19 protein-coding genes are annotated in these 16,462 nt (G+C 35.0%); 17 read left to right on the top strand and 2 right to left on the bottom strand.

The features are described 5' to 3' along the window. Nucleotides 1-113 precede the first annotated feature (113 nt). From Q0Y84_RS07500 to Q0Y84_RS07465, 8 genes are all read left to right on the top strand, one after another. Nucleotides 114-1,250: a hypothetical protein gene (locus tag Q0Y84_RS07500; RefSeq protein WP_297952300.1), complete on the top strand. Its 1,137-nt coding sequence runs from the start codon at nucleotides 114-116 to the stop codon at nucleotides 1,248-1,250. A gap of 18 nt (nucleotides 1,251-1,268) precedes the next feature. Further along, the gene (locus Q0Y84_RS07495) at nucleotides 1,269-1,436 is read left to right on the top strand and encodes a hypothetical protein (protein ID WP_297952298.1); all 168 of its coding nucleotides are present in this window, start codon (nucleotides 1,269-1,271) and stop codon (nucleotides 1,434-1,436) included. 96 nt (nucleotides 1,437-1,532) lie between these two features. Continuing rightward, nucleotides 1,533-1,685, top strand: coding sequence for a teichoic acid D-Ala incorporation-associated protein DltX (locus Q0Y84_RS07490; protein WP_013087053.1), 153 nt, complete (start codon nucleotides 1,533-1,535; stop codon nucleotides 1,683-1,685). A 15-nt stretch (nucleotides 1,686-1,700) separates the two neighbouring features. After that, the gene (gene dltA, locus Q0Y84_RS07485; protein WP_297952295.1) at nucleotides 1,701-3,215 is read left to right on the top strand and encodes a D-alanine--poly(phosphoribitol) ligase subunit DltA; all 1,515 of its coding nucleotides are present in this window, start codon (nucleotides 1,701-1,703) and stop codon (nucleotides 3,213-3,215) included. Then, nucleotides 3,215-4,453, top strand: coding sequence for a D-alanyl-lipoteichoic acid biosynthesis protein DltB (dltB, locus tag Q0Y84_RS07480; protein WP_297952293.1), 1,239 nt, complete (start codon nucleotides 3,215-3,217; stop codon nucleotides 4,451-4,453). Before dltA ends, dltB begins: the two co-directional genes overlap by 1 nt. Before the next feature lie 36 nt (nucleotides 4,454-4,489). Continuing rightward, a complete protein-coding gene (gene dltC, locus Q0Y84_RS07475) occupies nucleotides 4,490-4,729 on the top strand; it encodes a D-alanine--poly(phosphoribitol) ligase subunit DltC (protein WP_003549523.1) in 240 nt (79 codons plus the stop codon). Beyond that, complete coding sequence (dltD, locus tag Q0Y84_RS07470; RefSeq protein WP_297952285.1) at nucleotides 4,722-6,008, top strand: D-alanyl-lipoteichoic acid biosynthesis protein DltD; 1,287 nt, start codon at nucleotides 4,722-4,724, stop codon at nucleotides 6,006-6,008. Before dltC ends, dltD begins: the two co-directional genes overlap by 8 nt. After that, nucleotides 6,008-6,949: a serine hydrolase domain-containing protein gene (locus Q0Y84_RS07465; protein ID WP_297952283.1), complete on the top strand. Its 942-nt coding sequence runs from the start codon at nucleotides 6,008-6,010 to the stop codon at nucleotides 6,947-6,949. Before dltD ends, Q0Y84_RS07465 begins: the two co-directional genes overlap by 1 nt. Nucleotides 6,950-6,986: 37 nt before the next feature. Here the strand turns inward: Q0Y84_RS07465 and Q0Y84_RS07460 are convergent, their stop codons facing one another. Further along, on the bottom strand, nucleotides 6,987-7,844 hold the full coding sequence (locus Q0Y84_RS07460; RefSeq protein WP_297952281.1) for an Rgg/GadR/MutR family transcriptional regulator: 858 nt from the start codon (nucleotides 7,842-7,844) through the stop codon (nucleotides 6,987-6,989). A 320-nt stretch (nucleotides 7,845-8,164) separates the two neighbouring features. Here Q0Y84_RS07460 and Q0Y84_RS07455 point away from each other — a divergent pair, with 320 nt between their 5' ends. From Q0Y84_RS07455 to Q0Y84_RS07430, 6 genes are all read left to right on the top strand, one after another. Further along, nucleotides 8,165-8,341 (top strand): hypothetical protein, encoded by a 177-nt coding sequence (locus tag Q0Y84_RS07455; protein ID WP_297952279.1) that lies wholly within the window; start codon nucleotides 8,165-8,167, stop codon nucleotides 8,339-8,341. Between the two features lies 1 nt (nucleotide 8,342). Beyond that, the gene (locus tag Q0Y84_RS07450) at nucleotides 8,343-8,525 is read left to right on the top strand and encodes a hypothetical protein (RefSeq protein WP_297952276.1); all 183 of its coding nucleotides are present in this window, start codon (nucleotides 8,343-8,345) and stop codon (nucleotides 8,523-8,525) included. A gap of 72 nt (nucleotides 8,526-8,597) precedes the next feature. Then, entirely contained in the window at nucleotides 8,598-9,296 is a 699-nt protein-coding gene (locus Q0Y84_RS07445; RefSeq protein WP_297952274.1) for a CPBP family intramembrane glutamic endopeptidase, read from the top strand. 7 nt (nucleotides 9,297-9,303) lie between these two features. Continuing rightward, nucleotides 9,304-11,451 carry a peptide cleavage/export ABC transporter gene (locus Q0Y84_RS07440; RefSeq protein WP_297952272.1) on the top strand — a complete coding sequence of 716 codons (2,148 nt, stop codon included), beginning with the start codon at nucleotides 9,304-9,306 and terminating at the stop codon, nucleotides 11,449-11,451. A gap of 10 nt (nucleotides 11,452-11,461) precedes the next feature. Continuing rightward, nucleotides 11,462-12,583: an HlyD family efflux transporter periplasmic adaptor subunit gene (locus tag Q0Y84_RS07435; protein WP_297952269.1), complete on the top strand. Its 1,122-nt coding sequence runs from the start codon at nucleotides 11,462-11,464 to the stop codon at nucleotides 12,581-12,583. 16 nt (nucleotides 12,584-12,599) lie between these two features. Then, nucleotides 12,600-13,160: a helix-turn-helix transcriptional regulator gene (locus Q0Y84_RS07430; protein ID WP_297952266.1), complete on the top strand. Its 561-nt coding sequence runs from the start codon at nucleotides 12,600-12,602 to the stop codon at nucleotides 13,158-13,160. 20 nt (nucleotides 13,161-13,180) lie between these two features. Here Q0Y84_RS07430 and Q0Y84_RS07425 read toward each other — a convergent pair whose 3' ends face one another. Beyond that, nucleotides 13,181-14,359 (bottom strand): IS256 family transposase, encoded by a 1,179-nt coding sequence (locus Q0Y84_RS07425; protein WP_297952264.1) that lies wholly within the window; start codon nucleotides 14,357-14,359, stop codon nucleotides 13,181-13,183. A gap of 20 nt (nucleotides 14,360-14,379) precedes the next feature. Between Q0Y84_RS07425 and Q0Y84_RS07420 the strand changes: the two genes are divergently transcribed. From Q0Y84_RS07420 to Q0Y84_RS07410, 3 genes are all read left to right on the top strand, one after another. Further along, nucleotides 14,380-14,910, top strand: a complete 531-nt coding sequence (locus Q0Y84_RS07420) for a hypothetical protein (RefSeq protein WP_297952262.1) — start codon at nucleotides 14,380-14,382, stop codon at nucleotides 14,908-14,910. 29 nt (nucleotides 14,911-14,939) lie between these two features. After that, a complete protein-coding gene (locus Q0Y84_RS07415) occupies nucleotides 14,940-15,347 on the top strand; it encodes a hypothetical protein (protein ID WP_297952260.1) in 408 nt (135 codons plus the stop codon). 268 nt (nucleotides 15,348-15,615) lie between these two features. Then, on the top strand, nucleotides 15,616-16,320 hold the full coding sequence (locus Q0Y84_RS07410; RefSeq protein ID WP_297952258.1) for a DUF975 family protein: 705 nt from the start codon (nucleotides 15,616-15,618) through the stop codon (nucleotides 16,318-16,320). Nucleotides 16,321-16,462: the final 142 nt, after the last annotated feature.

The following is a 16,462-nucleotide window of genomic DNA, read 5'->3' as shown; positions in this document are numbered from 1 at the left end:
ATCTTTTTAGTAAATAATGCTTATAGCAAGGGGCTGAAGACAAAAAATAATTGTTTTTTCGCTATAATGAATTGCATAATAGGAACGATTCCTAAACAGAAGGGAGTAATTTTTTGAAAACAATTGGTAAAAGAATCTTGCGCTTCTTGTTGGTGCTGCTTTTGCTTGCAGGAATTGGTACAGGAGGTTATTTCGGTTACCAATGGTGGCAGAAGCAGGAGATGATCCGCCAACGACCAAAAGAAAAAGTTGCTAAGGATGGGACAAGCACTAGTCCCGCTTGGCACAATTTTGCCAATTACCAAAAAGCATTGCGTGAAAAGTATCCTTTTATTAATAAGATTGCCAATTATGTGCCCCCGCGCACTTGGGATGGAAAAGACTTTGTTTTGCCAGGATTAGTCGCTACTAAAAGTTATGATTTTAAAACTAAAAAAGTAAATACAGCGACTGCAATGACCCCGCAGGGGATTACGGTTGCAGGCAAATACATTTTGTTAACGGCTTATGATGGGGAACATGAGCATGCTTCGGTTGTTTATGTCTTGGATAAGAAAACAGGCAAATATCTTAAGACAATTCAAATCCCCGGTCGGCCACATCTAGGTGGGATTGCTTATGATCCAGTAGCCAAAAATATTTGGGTAACTGGCTCAGTGGGTAAATCTTCAGCACTAGCCGCCTTTTCAATGGCGGAATTAAAGGCCTATCAAGATGGTAGTCAAATACCAATTAAGTATAAGTATCAAATTGCCATCCCTGCAGTTGAAAAAGCATCAACTGTTACCTACTATGACGGTCAATTGTTCGTTGGCTTTTTTAACATGTATGGCCGAGGAAAAGTTGCGGCTTACACCATCGCACGTAGCGGCAAAAATCGTGGCTCAATTACTAATAATGAAGTTAAATCTGTTACCGGGACGCTGCAATGGTCCGATCCAACTGGCGAAACTTCAATGGATAAGCAAATTCAAGGAATTGCAATTTATCAAAATAAGATCTTTTTGAGCCAGTCTTATGGTGGCGGCGATTCGAAACTTTATGTTTTCCCAACTTCGGCTTTAAATGCTTTAGATGAAAAGAATGCGGAATTGGTAATTTCTATGCCGCCGTATTTAGAGCAAATTACTGCTTATAAAGGCCAACTGCTATGCGTATTTGAATCAGGTTCTAAGATCTATGCTAGACCAGAAATTGTCGTCATGGATCGAATTTTGTCGGTGAATATCAATGCATTATTTGGCAGTTAATGATGAAAGGAAACTATAATGAAGATAGATTATCGTAAAAAAGAAATTTTTTTACGTTTTTCAGGATGGTTTTGTTTATTTCCGGCAACAGTTATTTTTATTCCATTATTTTTGCTTACCGTGACTGCAAGAAAATACAATAAAGAAAACGCTTTCGTAATATTAAATAAGTGGGTAAAGATTTAAGAAAAAGTTTAAATTTGTTAAAATATATGCTGTTAGTGCGTTTGTTGCCGCTATTTGTAGTAATATAAGGCGAAAGCTAAAGTTAAGGGAGAAAAAATGAATAAAAAGACGAAGGTTGATTCTCGAGGCAAACGTATTGGTATGTTTGTTTTGAAAACAATTATTTATTTTGGAATCCTGATGGCTCTTATCTATTTATATGAATATAGTGGACTTACATCTGTTCACTTCATTTATAACGAATTTTAAGGTAGGTGCTGTCACATGATTCAAGATATTATTAAGAAAATTGATGAGATCGCCGCAAATGAACCAGAGCGGATTGTTTACGACTATCTCGGTGAAACTAATACGTACGGTGACCTTAAGCAACGTTCTAATGCATGGGCACATAAGATTGCCAGCTTAGACATTCCAAAAGATGCTCCAATTATGATTTGGGGTGGACAAACTTTTGAAATGATTGCTAGTTTTTTAGGTTGTGTAAAATCAGGTCACGCTTATATTCCGATCGCTAGTTACTCTAATGCGGAACGTTTAACTATGATTCAAGACGTTTCCAAATCACCACTAGTTTTGGAAATTGATCCATTACCAGAGGTTGATTTAACTGGGGTTAAGGTACTTAAGGCAAGCGAAGTTGAAGACGGCGACTTTGAAGTCAATGAAAAAGACTTCGTTGAAGGTGATGACAACTACTACATTATCTTTACCTCAGGTACTACTGGTAAGCCTAAGGGTGTACAAATTAGTCATGATAATTTACTTAGTTTTGTTAACTGGGAATTGTCAGACTTCAATTTGCCAGAACATCCAAGTTTCTTGGCACAAGCACCTTACTCATTTGATTTATCAGTAATGAGTCTTTACCCAGCACTTGTTTCTGCTGGTAAGTTAGTAGTTTTACCACATGATGTTACCCAAAACTTCGGTAAGTTGTTCCAAACTTTACCGAAGATGCAATTTAACGTTTGGGTTTCAACTCCTTCATTTGCGCAAATGTGTTTCTTAGATAAAACTTTTGATCAAGAGCACCATCCAGACTTAAGTCACTTCTTGTTCTGTGGGGAAGAGTTGCCTCATAGTGAAGCTGAAATGCTTAAGAAGAAGTTTCCAGACAGTCATATTTTCAACACTTATGGCCCAACTGAAACGACAGTTGCCGTAACGCAAGTTGAAATTACTGATGAGGTACTTAAGAAGTACGACCGTTTGCCAATTGGTAAGGTTAAGGAAGATACCAAGATTACAATCGATACTACCAAGGGTGATAAGCCTGGTGAAGGTGAAATTATCATCAGTGGTCCTAGCGTTTCTAAGGGTTATATGAATAATCCGGAAAAGACGGAAGCTGCCTTCTTCCATGAAGATGGCGCTGAGTATCGCAGCTACCGCAGTGGGGATGCAGGATTCTTTGATGGTGATATGCTCTTTTACCGTGGTCGAATTGACTTCCAGATTAAGTTCAATGGTTACAGAATTGAGCTTGAAGAAATCAATTTCTACTTAACTAAGAATGATTTAGTTCGTTATGGCGTTGCAGCTCCTAAGTATAACAAGGACCACACCGTTAAGCAGATCGTTGCAGAAATCGAACTAAAAGAAGGCGTTCGTCGTCAATACTCTGATGCCACTTTAACCAAGATGATTCGTGAGGATCTAGCTAAGAACGTCATGCCTTACATGATTCCACAACGTTATGTCTACCAAGATGCGTTACCAATTTCGCAAAACGGCAAGGTAGATATTAAGGCGGTAATTAAGGAGGTTAATAAGTAGTGAATTTTAATTTCATTAACTTACAGCCTTATTCCAACCCGCAATACTTCGTCTATTTGATGATCGCTTTAATTCCGATCATTATTGGACTTTATTACGGTCACCGCTTCAAGACATATGAAGCAATTTTCTCAATTGTTTTCTTATTCTTGATTTATGATGGTGATCACTGGCAGCAAGGGGTTAACTTATTAATCTGGCTGGTTTATGAATTTGCCTTAACCTTTGCTTATCAGTATTATTGTCATCACGGTAAGAATAAGACCTGGGTCTTCAGTTTAGCTGTAATTTTGGCAATTATCCCGTTAGCTGCAGTTAAATATTTAACCGCGTTCCCTGATAATTCAATCGGATTTGTCATTGGTTTCTTAGGTATTTCATATGTAACCTTTAAGACCGTGCAAGTTATTATGGAAATGCGCGATGGGGCAATTAAGAAGGTAGACCCGATTACTTATGCAAGGTTCTTGCTCTTCTTTCCAACTATTTCTTCAGGTCCTATTGATCGTTACCGTAGATTTAAGAAAGATTATGATAAAGTACCTACACGTGATGCATATATTACTGATCTGCAATATGCGGTTAGATACTTGTTCCAAGGCTTTTTATATAAATTCATTATTGGCTGGTTCTTTGGTACTTATTGGTTACCAAAGGTCAGTGCCGCTGCTTTAGCCGTTGGGAATGCAAACGGCGGCTTGAAATTGTCATGGTGGCTTGTAGCTTACATGTATTGTTACAGTATGTATCTATTCTTTGACTTTGCAGGTTATTCATTGTTTGCTGTATCAATCTCATACTTTATGGGAATTCATACGCCAATGAATTTTAACAAGCCATTTATTTCTAAGAACATTAAGGATTTCTGGAACCGTTGGCACATTACCTTATCATTCTGGTTCCGTGATTACATCTACATGCGGTTCACTTTCTTTGCAATGAAGAAAAAATTGTTCAAGAATCGAATTAGATTATCACAAGTTTCTTACTTCCTGTTGTTCTTAATCATGGGTTTCTGGCACGGCTTAACGTGGTATTATATTGTTTATGGTATCTTCCACGCTTCAGCCATTTGTATCAACGATATGTGGCTTAGATTTAAGAGAAAGCATAAGAAGCAAATTCCATCTAACAAGTTTACTAAGTGGTTCGCCATTTTCTTAACTTTCAATGTGGTATGTTTTAGTTTCTTGATTTTCTCCGGTTTCTTAAGTCAACTATGGTTCGGCTGGAAGTAGAATAAGTATTGAGTTGTTTTTTGAGAGGTATTAATTATGGATACAAAACAAGGCGTATTAGACATTTTAAACGATTTAACTGGTGAAGACTTATCAGACCAAATGGACGAAAACATCTTTGACAATGGTTTGATGGACTCAATGGCGAGCGTACAAATGCTTTTGAGCTTACAAGAAAAGTTTGATATTGATGTTCCTGTTTCAGAATTCAACCGTGAAGAATGGGACACTCCAAACAAGATTGTGGCAAAGGTGGAAAGCTTAGAAAATGAGTAATAAACGCCGGCTGTGGCAAATCTTTGGCCCAGTTCTTTGCGCTTTTATCCTTTTGTTAGTTGTTTTCCTGATTCCTTGGGAAAGAACTTTTTCTAAGCAAACAATCTATGAAGCTGCTGCTTCACAAAATACAACTGTCTTTAAGGGCAGCACCATGAAGCGAGAAGCTTTTGAAGATGGCTATGTGCCATTTTATGGTTCAAGTGAGTTATCAAGATTTGACCCACTTCACCCTAGTGTAATTGCGGAAAAGTACCATCGAAACTACCGTCCATTCTTATTAGGTGGACCAGGTAGTCAATCCTTGGCTCAGTTCTTAGGGATGCAAGGAACAGCTAAACAGCTTAGAAACAAGAAGGCTGTTGTGATTATTTCACCACAATGGTTCACTAAAAAGGGTCAAGATCCTAATGCCTTTGCATTGTATTATTCACCGCTACAAGCATGTAATTTCTTGCTTAGTGCCAAGAATAATACAACTGATCGTTATGCAGCTAAACGTCTGTTGGAAATGCCAGATGTAAAAGGTGAAATCAAGAATAGTCTGAAGCAAATTGCTCAAGGCAAGGAGTTGACTAGCTTCCAAAAATTTTATTTACAAAACCGTCTTCGAATGTTGCGTAACGAAGATAACTTCTTCAGCTCATTCCAATTACGTGATCGTGTAAATAAGATTCAAAAGAGAGCTAAGGTTTTACCTAACAAGTATTCTGTAGCTGCTTTGAATAAGGTTGCAGCAGAGCAAGCTGCGATGCATACTAATTCAAATAACTTGGGAATTGACAATACTTTCTATAGAACTCGTTTGCCTAAGAAGGTATTAAAGCGTTTGAAAGGCAGTCAACGTAATTTCGACTATGTTCACTCAGTTGAATATGGTGACTTCCAATTAATGCTGGAACAATTTGCTAAGCAACACACTAATGTATTATTCATTATTCCTCCAATTAACGGAAAATGGATGAAGTATACTGGTTTATCAGAAAAGATGTACCAGGAATCTGTTGCTAAGATTGAACACCAGCTAACCAGTCAGGGCTTTGAAAATATTGCTGATCTTTCAAGACGAGGCAATGAAAAGTACTTCATGGAAGATACGATTCACCTTGGCTGGAAAGGCTGGGTTGCAGTTGATCAAGCTGTTCGACCATTCATGAAGGAACCTAATAAGCGTTATGACTATGATATGTCTAACTACTTCTACTCCAAGAAGTGGCAAAACAAGGATAACGTTAAGCGAGTTGATTTAAGCAATAAAGACCGTTTAAAAGCGGAGTAGTGCGCCAGGCGATTGACCATGTGGGCGTTAAAGGCTCAGTTTTAGTAATAAATCATGGCAAAGTTTTGCTTAATTATGCAACGGACAATAAGACTGACACTAGCTATTTGATCAATTCAGTTCAAAAGTCAATGACAGCTGCAATGGTGATGCATGAGGTTGAAAAAGGAAAGTTGAAGCTAAGCGATAAGCTGGCCAAGTTTTATCCTAATGTTCAGGGCGCCGATTCGGTTAAGATTAGTAACTTGATCAACATGACATCAGGCCTTGATCTAGCAACTGATCAACAACTGGGTACGCCAGAGTTTATCTCCGATGAAGAGAACATTAAGCATGATGCCAAGTACACCTTGTTTGATGCAAGGAAGTTAGGCGAATGGCATTACACTTCAGTGAACTACATTTTCCTTTGTGGAATTTTGGCTAAGCTTGAGAAAAAATCATACGAGCAGTTGTTCCGCGATACATATATCAAGCCGCTGAAGTTAACCCACAGTGAATTCTTGTGGTCAGACAAGGCAAAGTTATTGGCTAGTCATTGGGTACCAGGCTATGAAATGCGTAAGGGCGAATATGTCAAAGTTAACCATGCTAAAGCCGTTAGGGATGCTCATAATGAGTTAGGCGCTGGTTCAATCGTGATGTCTAACGCAGATTTAGCCAAAACCATGCAGTATATTCTAACTGGCAAGATATTGACTGATAAGAGCAGAAAGATCTTGTTCAAGGGTCAAGCTCCGAGCTATTACAATGGCGGGCTTTATAATCTGAAGCGTTATAAGGCTGCTAATGGTGCTGGTGAAGGTTATTACACCTTTATGCGGGCGACCAAAGATGGCCAGAACATGATCATTTTACAAGATAATCACACCACTAGTGGCGAATTTAAAAAGATTAAAAAGAAGATCAATCGTGCAATGACGATGATGCTTGAATTTTAAATAAAGAGGAAGACGAGGTTTTTGGACCTCGTCTTTTTTACCCATAAATTTGTTTTACTTGCTTAAATCCAGTAATGAATCCGTCTTTAAGATCAGGCAAATCTAATAATTCAGTAGTTTGAATTATTGCTTTAAATTTTGTATCATCCTTGGTTTCAATATAGTCAATGTATGATTGAAAAGCTTTAATATAAATTTTCTCAAATGCATATCGGTCTGATAAAGGTAATTGTTTGAATTGATGCAATAATTTTTTAGCTAGATTGTAGTCTTTTCTGATAAGAACAGAGATAGCGTTTAGGAGACTGTCGAGTACGCTAATATACCAACGTTTAGTGCTTATATTTGTGTTAATAGAATACTGAATTAATCGATTAGCTAGTTTATGAATTGTTTGAGAATTAAGTAATCCTAATGTATTACCAAAGAAAAAAATATCTTCATAATGCCAGTTTGAAATTTGAAGTAAAATATTAGTTAATCGTTTTTTATCATCTTCAGAAAAAATATAATCTTGGCTTAAGTCTTGATAAAAATTACAAACATAGCAGTATTTTAAAAAAACAATTTTACTTTGTGGATTATTTGTGGCAGCCTTTTGTTTGGTAATTGTGTATTTGTATAGAGCTGATATGTTGCTTTTCAAATAATATGTATTAATTTGATGAGTCATTACTAGTAATTCAGGTAAAATAGGATTTTCGATAAATTCAATTGACTGAATATGGTTATTTTCTAAAAGAGTTAAAACTTGATTAAATGATAAATTATCATTTCCTTTTTCCCATAATGATAGGCTGGATTTGGAAGTTACACCTTGTGCAGCTTTTATTAGAGTTATATGGTTACTTTTTCTTATTTTTCTAAATTTAGGACCGTATATTCTATCTTTCATTACTTTTTCCCTTCGAAAAAATATTCAAATATAAATTATTTTCCTAGTATTAGGAATTTTACCATAAGTAGGATAGAAATGGGTGTAAAATCATTTTGAAGTTAAGCGGGAAAGGTTTTTAATTATGATAAAAAAGTATATGTTGCTTTTAACTAAAATTATGTGGAACGGATCTATGATTCTTGTAGGTTCTAATTTCTTAGCTTTATTAACTCAGTTGATGAAATAGGAGAATAGGGCTTGATCTTTCCATGAAGAATCAACGTTGAGTCCTAAAGTGTTACGAAGGGGTCCTTCTTAGTAATTAAAGGAGCATAAAAATGCAAAAACTCAACAAGTTTACATCTGTTTCTGATGAAAAGCTGTCTAAAGTTAATGGCGGTGATAACGCTGATTACAACATGGGCTATGAGTGTGGACGTGATGCTCGTCGTTTCACTAATGGCCTTGTAAGATGGTGGAATCAACACTTTTTTGCAAGAAGAGAGATGAATTAGAATGACTAAGAAGTTTGATAAGTTAAGTAATTATCAAGACTTAAGTGATAAAAATTTGAAGAAAACTGTTGGTGGATCAGACTTAGGTGATCTTTGGACAAATGCTAGGGATTGGCTCTGGGGATTCAAAAATGGTTTTGAAGGTAGAGCACGTCATCACCGCTCATGGAGAGATCGTGATTAACTGATTGGAAAGGGTGAAAGTAATATCTTCCATCCTTTTTTATTTTATGCTTCGATAAAAGAGAAAACTCTTATGAAAACATTAGAAAATATATTTAAATGGATTGGTATAGCAATTTGGCTATTTCTTATTTTTGCATTTATGCAAGTGCCTGCGATAGAAAGTACTCCAGTTTATTCAATAGATAGCCAACGGCAGTTCATTGAGGCGTTTAAACAAGTAAATTTACCACATAATATATTTATGATGGTCACTTTTACGATTATCACGTTTATAATGGAATGGTTTGCTTGCATTTGGCTAAAGAACAAATTAGTTTTTTCAATAAAAGTAACCAAAAAATCTGTGATCTTAGCTTTAGCAGCAGGATTATTTAGTTTTATTATTGAGATACTAACAATGTTCTCTGCCTTTACTAATAATTCGAAGCCTAGTGTATTTATTGAAACATTAAAAACTTGGATGGCTGTGCCATTGATACTTGATTTAGTTTTAATTGGGCCAATTTTAGAAGAATTGTTGTTTCAAGCGGGAATACAGAAGGGTGTTTTTAGAAAGCTAAATCCATGGGTTGCTATTATCCTAACATCCATAATCTTTGCAGCTGCACATGATGTAACTTTAAATGTTGCATTCTTTCATCGAGTATTGGCAGGAGTAGCTTTTGGCTATGTTTATCAAAAGACTGGTGATATAAAAATGGCAATATTAGGTCATAGTATGTCTAATCTTTTACCATTAATAGTATGTTGTGCCGAAGCTTGGAGTTAAATAGAAAATGATAAATAAAGACTACGTACCACAGGTGGATGAAAATGATTGTGGCGCAGCTTGTCTGGCTATGATTTTGAAACATTACAAATCAAGTGTATCTATTGCCTATATTCGTAACTTGGCACATACAGATAATAAGGGGACTACTGCATTAGGGCTAGTAAAAACCGCTGAAAAATTGGGCTTCGAAACCAAAGCGATTCAAGCAGATATGAGCTTATTTGATACTAAGGATCTGCCTTTGCCTTGTATTGTCCATGTGGTTAAAGAAAATCTATTACACTACTATGTTGTGCTAAAGGTAAAAAATGATGCTTTGATTATTGCAGACCCCAACCCAGAAGTTGGAGTAGTAAAGATGTCCAAGACCACATTTGCTAAACAGTGGAGTGGTATTGCTATCTTCATGGTTCCTAAACCTGATTACAAACCTATTAAGCAAGCAAAACATACTTTGCTTTCACTTTTTCCTAAATTGCTTAAACAGCGTAAATTAGTTATCAATATTGTTTTGGCTGCGCTATTAATAACTGTAATCAGCATTGCAGGATCATATTTTTTACAAACAATTATTGATACTTATATCCCTAATGATATGCATAATACGTTAATTATCATAGCTATGGGATTATTTGTGTTTTATATTTTCCAGGCATTATTTACATATGCTCAAAATTTTTTATTAACAATTTTCGGTCAACGCTTTTCCATTGATATTATCTTAGGGTATATTCGTCATATTTTTACTCTCCCAATGGATTTCTTTGCTACTAGAAGAACTGGTGAAATCACTTCTCGTTTTACTGATGCTAATAAAATTATTGATGCTCTAGCTAGTGCTGTGGTTTCTATTTTCTTAGATTTAGCCATCGTTATAATTATGGGAATCATTCTTGCAATTCAAAATGCCACTTTGTTTTGGATTACGATGATTTCATTACCAATATATATTGTAATAATCATGTCCTTTGTTAATTCATTCGAAAAGCTGAATCAAAAGGAAATGGAAAGTGGAGCAGTCTTAAGTTCATCAATTATTGAAGATATTCGGGGAATTGAGACTATTAAGTCACTAAATAGTGAAGCAGACCAATATTATAAAGTGGATACTGAATTTGTAGATTATCTCCGTAAAAGCTTGAAATATGCTAAAGCAGATATTTTGCAACAAGCGTTAAAGCTAATAACACAATTATCATTGACTTTAGTAGTTTTAACAGTTGGTGCAATTTTAGTTATGCATAATAAATTGTCGGTTGGCCAGTTGATGACTTATAATGCTCTGCTTGGCTACTTCATTAATCCCTTACAGAACGTAATTAACCTACAGACTAAATTACAGAGTGCACGTGTAGCTAATAATCGTTTGAATGAAGTTTATTTAGTAAAAAGTGAATTTGAGAAGAAACGTCCCATTAATAATGAACAACAACTAGTAGGGGATATTTCATTTAAGAATTTGGAATTTCAATATGGCTATGGTCAGAAAGTTTTGACTGATGTTAATTTGAATATTAAGTCAGGCAATAAGTTAACTATTGTAGGAATGAGCGGCTCTGGCAAGTCTACATTAATGAAATTATTGGTTGGATTTTTTGAGCCGAGTGCAGGCGAAATCTTATTGAATTCACATTCATTAAAAGAAGTGGATCGTCATACATTGAGAACATACATAAATTACACACCACAAGAACCATATGTTTTCTCAGGAACTATTATGGCTAATTTGAAGTTGGGTAATCGTGCTGGCGTTACACAGAATGACATCATTGAAGCTTGCAAGATCGCTATGATTTATAAAGATATCGAAAAGATGCCGTTACAATTTGAGACTAGATTAGATGAAACAGGAAGTATTTTATCTGGAGGGCAAAGACAGCGATTGACAATAGCTAGGGCGCTATTGTCTCCAGCAAAAGTATTAATTCTTGATGAAGCAACTAGTGGGTTGGATGCAATTACTGAGAGAAAATTAGTCGATAATTTAATGAATTTAACTGATAAAACAATAATTTTTATTGCTCACAGATTGACTATTGCCCAACGAACAAATGATATTGTGGTATTGAGTGATGGGAAGATTGTTGAACATGGTTCGCATCAAGATTTAATGGATAAGAAAGGTTATTATTACGATTTAGTCAAAGGCTAGGGATGCAATTATGAATAAAAAGTATTTAGAAAGCAGTGAATTTTATTCTGCTCGTTTTAATAACTTTTCAACCATGATCATTGTGCCAATTTTTCTTATCTTTATCGGAGTAATTCTTTTTTCTTTTGTTGGGAAAAGAGAAATAACTATTGATAGTGTAGGCATTATTGAACCGCATGGATCTGTAGCTAATGTGCAAGCAAGCGTAAATGGCAAAATTGTTTATAGTGCCCTTAAAGAAGGAAGAAAAGTCAAAAAAGGACAAATTCTACTGAAATATAGTAGCAAAAGTAATAAAAACAGACTAAATCTGTATCAAATTAAAAAGGCTAATCTTGAGGATCAGATTTCAGGATTAAATTTATTGAAGAAGGGTATTTCTAGCAATTCAGATACTTTTAATTATAATGACAAATTTGGTTATAAGAATGCACTAAATAATTATTTAGATGAACGAAAAACATATTTACTTGAAAATGAACAAATAGTAAAAGAATTTAAAAAGCAAAATGCTAAAAAGAAAGCTAAGGATCGTAAAAAGAAACTAGATATTCAAAGCAGATATGCAATTAAAGAGAATAATCAAAAGATAAAGGTTCTGCAATCACAGGAATTACAAAAAGTATCTCAAGACGAGGTAAATGCTCAAGAGCAGATACAGGAATTACGTAGTGAAATAGCAGGGATTCATATTGAAAATAAAGAGTATGTTGTTAAGGCAGGTAAGACAGGAATATTACACATTAACGACAATTATGCGGGGAATAAATATGTAAATCCTGGTGTAGATGTTGCACAAATATATCCTATTCTAAGTAAACAAAATTTCGTTAAACTTAATGCTTATATTTCATCAACAGATATTTCGTCAGTAAAGAAAGGTCAGTTAATGAGATTTAAGGTCGTTAGAAATGTACCTAAGCCTGTAGTTATTTCAGGAAGAATAAGTAACATTAGTGTTTCTGCATTAAATATGGATAAAGGGAGTTATTATCACGTAACTGCTGTAGCTAGCCTAAATGATGTTCAAAAAAGTCAGTTAAAGTATGGAATGAATGGCAAGGTAACGATAATTACAGGAAAGAAGAGTTTCTTCAATTACTATAAGGATAAGTTACTGGGCAATGAATAATAAGGGACTGATGACAATGAAATATGGTAAACGATTTAGAGAATTGCGTGTTAAACAAGGTTTTTCTCTAGTAGAGGTATCTAGAGATATAACTAGTGAACCAACTTTATCAAGATGGGAAACGGGTAAAGGTCCAATGGATATAGATCGAATACCTGCTTTGTTAAAGCGAATAAATTGTACAGTCAATGATTTATTTGTATTTGATAATAATCAGATAGAAATAGAAATAATCAGATTATATGATAATAAAGATAAAGAAGGATTATATGAGTTAACACAAAAATTATTAGTTGTATTTCAGCAACAAATACGTAGCTATGATTGTTTATTTAATATAGTAATGGCTTGTAATTATTATCAAAGACTTACAAATAAAAATCTACTTACGAATCTAGCTATAAGGAAACTGTCTAGGAGAATATCTGATGTGGAAATTTGGACTGAAAATATAGTAGCACTGATAAAACTCGCATTGCCTTTAATTAGCAACGATATAATTTTCAAAATAGCTGTCAATATAAAGGATCATTATCGAGACTGTCGAGAAGTTTGTGTAAATAATCTCTCTCGTTGATTGACTTTTTTATTTATCTTTTAATCAAAATAGGATTCTAGGGTGTCTCGAACTTGCCCAAATCCTTTATGAATCCTGTTAAAGTAACGGTCATTGTAATCCATTGCCTGAACTCCAATAAAGGTGTCAAGCGACTGCTCAGTTGGAAATTCTGTTTTAGGCTTGGTTTTCCGCTTAAGCCTGTTGTTAAAGGATTCAATCATGTTAGTTGAGTAAATTGAAGCTCTAATAGCTGGCGGATAGTTGTAAAAGGTTAACAGATCAGGCTCAACCTGTCTAAGATCTCTAACTACGTTTTTGTAGGCTTTTTCCCAGTTTTGATAGAATTTATGCAGCACCTGTACAGCCATTTCTTTGTTTGACTGAGTATGAATCTGCTTGAATTCATCCAGTGCTTTTTGTCGATCGTCAACCCGCATTTTGGCATTGATATTACGCATGACGTGTACCAAGCAGCGTTGAAAATGCGCTTTAGGATAGGACTGGCAGATAGCCTCTTTCATGCCAACTACTCCGTCAGACAAGAAGAGCTCTACCTGTTCAAGGCCGCGACTCTTGAAGCCTTTGAGCATTTCGCTCCAAATCTCAATATTTTCAGTAGGCGCAATACAGTAGTCGATCACTTCTTTATGACCATTAGGTTTGATACCGATGGCGATATAAACTGCTTCGCGCTCATAAGTGACCCGCTTAAGAGGAATATAGGTGGCATCGAGATAAACGCAGAAGAACTTATCTGACAGATGTCGCTGATGATATGCCTCAACTTTGGGAATCATTTCTTTAGAAATATTGGAAACCATAGCTGGAGAATAATAGCCGCCATACATTTTCTCAATCAAATCAGCGATTTCTCGGGTTGTGACGCCCTTGGAATAGAGCTTGATAACAGTTTGCTCTAAAACATCAGTATGCCTTTTATAATCTGGCATAGTGTGTTGATGAAACTCACCGTTTCTGTCTCTAGGAACTTTGATTTCTATTTGTCCGAATTGCGTATCAACCTTGCGGTAATAAGCACCATTTCTAGAATTTCCGGTATTCCAGCCATCGCGCTCATAAGGATTGTAGCCTAAAAAGGCAGTCAATTCGGATTCAAGCAGGTCATTGACAGCCTGTTGGAGCTTTTGTCTAAATAAATCATTAATTTTATCCTGATTGAATAGAGCATTAGCCATATCTTTGGTAAAATCATTCATGAAGGAATCTCTTTTCTAGTATGTTTTTCGTTCAAATCAATCATACGGGAAAAGGATTCCTTTTTCTAATATTCAGGGAAATAAAATTAAGGAAATATTCATCCTTACACAAAATATTTTACGGTCTCGATTTTTCAGTAGCTAATATAAAAAAAGATAAATACTTAAGATATAATTTGTATAGATACATATTTATTTTAAATTTAGATCATGACTACGAAGTAGCAATAAAAGGTTGTAAAACAGCAATGCAGTTATACCCATTTGATGCTAGTTTTTTTGGTCTGTATACTTCAATATTGATAGAAATGAGTGACATCGCTGACTATAAAACTTTAAAAATAATTACTGGTAAATTAAAAGAATACCAGAAAAACATGGAACTAGTGCATGAAGAATCTCAAGGTAACGAAGGTATTTTAGACGTAATAACTGTAAAATTACTTATGAAATTGCGGTATTATAATAACGCTAAAGAACTTGTGAAGAAAATTGATTGTCCAATATATGAAGAACAATTAGACTCTGAAAAGAAGTTATTTGATCTTTAGTCTAAATATTATATGAAAGTGTGTAGAAAATGGATAAAACAGCAATTATCATTATTTCTATAGTTTTAATTTTTTTGGGAATATTACAGTTGTATTTAACATATCGATATTCACAAAATATTAAAAAATTGAAAACTCCTCCAACTACAGCTCCGTTTGCCATTTGGAGTGGTATTGTTTTTGGCATGTTTTTTATCGTTTTCCCAATTTTAGCGTTGGTTGGAAATGTAAAAGTTGCAAGTAATGCAGGTCATGTAATGTCAATTATTGGTGGGATATTATTTTGGATCGCAGCTATTTTTGCTCTCATTAGAGCTAACAATATGAGAAAACAAATGAAAGCACAAAATAAAACATTAACTAGTTCATGGCAAGTGATTGCGACTTATGTAATTGTAGTTGTCGCTGCAATTTCAGGTTTGATTGCAATTCTTTAGGATAATTAATGTTCAGCTAATTCAACACGTCTTTTCGCTTGTTTTTTAAATAGTTGAATGCTAAAATCAATCATGTACCGCCACTAGTAGTAGTCATTTTCTCCGGTAGCGAAAATGTTATCTTCTATATGTGGTCAGAGGTGGCGGTCAACACTGTGTGAGCCTAGTTCCGATGTTGGTGGAATTAGGCTTTTTTGATACTCTTTTTGTTGATTATCTAGTCCATTTAGGTGAGAATATTCATGATTAGAAAAGTGAGGAGAGGAAAATGACTACTACTAGAAAAGATTTAAAACAGCAGTCTAAAGACCAGTTGCGTGGCAATTGGGGCTGGGCAGTTTTATTAACATTTGTTGCTTGGCTAATTTTGTATATTTTAGGTGATATCCAGAACTTCTTTGAAGAAGGTGAAGATATTGTCTACAGCGTTGTACGCCGTTTCGGCAGCAATGCAGAATTATTGTATTTGGACAAGTTTAGAGCTAATCCATTTGCTTGGTTAATGACAATCATTATCTCAATTGTTATGGGCTTAATTGCTTGGGGAATAGTTTATACTGTCTTGCACTTTAGAGATAACGGCACCAAGGAAAATGTCTTCTCAGGCATTTTCAGTGCTTTTACAAGCAATTTTAAGAATAACTTTTTAACTTATATCTTGCAATCAATCTTTCTTGTGTTATGGACTTGGTTGTTCATTATCCCAGGTTTGATTAAGGCTTATTCATATTCAATGACGCCATATATTATGCGCGATATGCTTGATCATAGTCATGAGCCAACTGCAACTGAAGCAATTACGGCAAGTCGTCAGCTAATGAAAGGGCACAAGATGGACCTGTTTATCTTGGACTTGAGCTTTATCGGTTGGTGGTTATTAGGAATTATTTCCTGTGGCATTGGTTTATTATGGGTTGTGCCATATTACCGTCAGACTAAGGCTAACTTCTACCGTAATTTAGCTAATGATTAATTTACTAAGTAAAATTTTAAGCAAAATAAAATGCATCAGGTAATTTCTACCTGGTGCATTTTTGAGGCTCTATAATTTTTCCTGTTGATGACTTATCTATATGATAAGCTGTTAACAGGATTTTTTATTGCAAAAAAGAGGA

This window comes from uncultured Lactobacillus sp. (genome assembly GCF_947367125.1).
Classification (GTDB): domain Bacteria; phylum Bacillota; class Bacilli; order Lactobacillales; family Lactobacillaceae; genus Lactobacillus.
The sequence above is the reverse complement of the archived record's forward strand: the minus strand, read 5'-3'. Positions and strand labels throughout refer to the sequence as shown.

Bases quoted from the DNA above. Each gene is read 5' to 3' on its own strand.
- Q0Y84_RS07495 (WP_297952298.1), top strand. From the start codon at position 1,269: ATGAAGATAGATTATCGTAAAAAAGAAATTTTTTTACGTTTTTCAGGA.
- Q0Y84_RS07490 (WP_013087053.1), top strand. From the start codon at position 1,533: ATGAATAAAAAGACGAAGGTTGATTCTCGAGGCAAACGTATTGGTATG.
- dltA (WP_297952295.1), top strand. From the start codon at position 1,701: ATGATTCAAGATATTATTAAGAAAATTGATGAGATCGCCGCAAATGAA.
- dltC (WP_003549523.1), top strand. From the start codon at position 4,490: ATGGATACAAAACAAGGCGTATTAGACATTTTAAACGATTTAACTGGT.
- dltD (WP_297952285.1), top strand. From the start codon at position 4,722: ATGAGTAATAAACGCCGGCTGTGGCAAATCTTTGGCCCAGTTCTTTGC.
- Q0Y84_RS07460 (WP_297952281.1), bottom strand. From the start codon at position 7,844: ATGAAAGATAGAATATACGGTCCTAAATTTAGAAAAATAAGAAAAAGT.
- Q0Y84_RS07455 (WP_297952279.1), top strand. From the start codon at position 8,165: ATGCAAAAACTCAACAAGTTTACATCTGTTTCTGATGAAAAGCTGTCT.
- Q0Y84_RS07450 (WP_297952276.1), top strand. From the start codon at position 8,343: ATGACTAAGAAGTTTGATAAGTTAAGTAATTATCAAGACTTAAGTGAT.
- Q0Y84_RS07445 (WP_297952274.1), top strand. From the start codon at position 8,598: ATGAAAACATTAGAAAATATATTTAAATGGATTGGTATAGCAATTTGG.
- Q0Y84_RS07440 (WP_297952272.1), top strand. From the start codon at position 9,304: ATGATAAATAAAGACTACGTACCACAGGTGGATGAAAATGATTGTGGC.
- Q0Y84_RS07435 (WP_297952269.1), top strand. From the start codon at position 11,462: ATGAATAAAAAGTATTTAGAAAGCAGTGAATTTTATTCTGCTCGTTTT.
- Q0Y84_RS07430 (WP_297952266.1), top strand. From the start codon at position 12,600: ATGAAATATGGTAAACGATTTAGAGAATTGCGTGTTAAACAAGGTTTT.
- Q0Y84_RS07425 (WP_297952264.1), bottom strand. From the start codon at position 14,359: ATGAATGATTTTACCAAAGATATGGCTAATGCTCTATTCAATCAGGAT.
- Q0Y84_RS07420 (WP_297952262.1), top strand. From the start codon at position 14,380: ATGTTTTTCGTTCAAATCAATCATACGGGAAAAGGATTCCTTTTTCTA.
- Q0Y84_RS07415 (WP_297952260.1), top strand. From the start codon at position 14,940: ATGGATAAAACAGCAATTATCATTATTTCTATAGTTTTAATTTTTTTG.
- Q0Y84_RS07410 (WP_297952258.1), top strand. From the start codon at position 15,616: ATGACTACTACTAGAAAAGATTTAAAACAGCAGTCTAAAGACCAGTTG.